This window comes from uncultured Campylobacter sp., assembly GCF_937997595.1.
Classification (GTDB): domain Bacteria; phylum Campylobacterota; class Campylobacteria; order Campylobacterales; family Campylobacteraceae; genus Campylobacter_B.
In genome coordinates this window covers 1-1,547 of sequence record NZ_CALKTS010000159.1, presented here as the reverse complement: position 1 = coordinate 1,547, position 1,547 = coordinate 1, and the positions used below count along the sequence as shown (strand labels likewise).

The 1,547-nt window shown below is 53.6% G+C and carries 2 protein-coding genes and 1 pseudogene; all 3 read left to right on the top strand.

Going from position 1 to position 1,547, the window contains the following annotated elements:
* The first annotated feature begins 33 nt into the window (after positions 1 to 33).
* A complete protein-coding gene (dapB, locus tag Q0614_RS05745) occupies positions 34 to 705 on the top strand; it encodes a 4-hydroxy-tetrahydrodipicolinate reductase (protein WP_298787178.1) in 672 nt (223 codons plus the stop codon).
* A gap of 29 nt (positions 706 to 734) precedes the next feature.
* Complete coding sequence (locus Q0614_RS05740) at positions 735 to 926, top strand: nucleotidyltransferase domain-containing protein (protein ID WP_297960932.1); 192 nt, start codon at positions 735 to 737, stop codon at positions 924 to 926.
* Between the two features lie 52 nt (positions 927 to 978).
* Positions 979 to 1,547 (top strand): annotated as a pseudogene (locus tag Q0614_RS05735) (amidophosphoribosyltransferase); the annotation flags it as partial.

Here is a 1,547-nt window from a genome sequence, read left to right as displayed (position 1 = left end):
TGCCTGAAAAATTTCGATCAGGCGCGAGCAAGCGTGATCTACACTATCGCTCCGCTTGATTATACGCCAAACTGCGCGGTAACGAGCAGCTACGACGAGCTTTTTAGCGGCTGTGACGTCGTGATAGACTTCACGATCCGAGACGGCGCGATAAGCTTAATGAAATTTGCGCTTTCGCACCCAAAGCCGCTTTGCATCGGCACGACGGCTCTGGGCGAAGAGGGCGAGCGGCTACTGCGCGAATGCGGCGCGAAGATGCCCGTACTGCACGCTACGAATATGAGCCTGGGCGTCGCGGTGTTAAATAAACTCGTAGCGCTTGCCAGCAGGAGTCTGCGCGACTTTGACTGCGAAATTTTAGAGATGCACCACCGCCACAAAAAAGACGCCCCGAGCGGCACGGCGATGAGCCTTGCGGAAAGCGCCGCAAGCGCACGCGAGCTAAGCTTAAAAGACGTGCGCGTAAGCGGTCGCGACGGACTCATCGGCGAGCGCGGCAAGGACGAGATCGCCGTGATGTCGCTGCGCGGAGGCGATATAGTCGGGCGCCACACGGTGGGATTTTACGGAGATGGCGAATTTATCGAGCTAAATCATACGGCAACTTCGCGCGCGACCTTTGCCAGGGGCGCGATAAAGGCCGCAGTTTGGCTAGCGCCCCAAAATAGCGGGCTTTACGGCATAGACGACTGCTTAGGAATCTAGACCTTTGCCGCTAAATTTAAGAGGAAAAAATGCCAACCAAAGATGAAATTTTAAATTTTTTGCGCGAGCTAAAGCCCGAGCTTGAAAGCTTTGGGATTTACAAAGTCGGTCTATTCGGCAGCTACGCCACAGGCGGAGCGAATATCGCCGAGACGTTTAAAATTTCAGCCGATCTATTTGATGAGGCGCCGACAAAATGCCGGATGGCGAGCCGTCAATGATAAAACAAAATATAGATAAATTTCTAAAAAATAAAATTTAAGAGGTTAGAAAATGTGCGCAATCGTGGGAGTCATAAATTCCGAAGGTGCGGCTAAGACCGCGTATTACGGGCTTTTTGCCATGCAGCACCGCGGCCAGGAGGCAAGCGGCATCAGCTCGAGCTTTAATCATCATATCAAAACGATCAAAGCCACGGGGCTCGTGACGGAGGTTTTTAGCCCCGCGAGTTTTGAAATATTAAAGGGAAACATCGCAATCGGCCACAATCGCTACGGCACCGCGGGCGCAGACAGCCTGAAAGACGCGCAGCCGGTAGCCGGCAACTACGCTTTGGGGGAGATCTCGATCGTTCATAACGGAAATTTGATCAATAAAGACGAAATTCGCCGTAAGCTCGTAAGCGAGGGGGCGATCTTTCAGTCCGGCATGGACACCGAAAACATCCTGCACCTCATCGCACGCAGTAAGCAGGAGCATCTAAAAGACCGCATCGTCGAAGCTCTGAATCAGTGCGTGGGCGCGTACTCGCTTCTGATCCTGAGCCGCTCGAAGATGTTTGCCGTGCGCGATCGCTACGGCGTGCGTCCGCTCAGCATCGGCAGGCTCAAAGACGGCGGCTA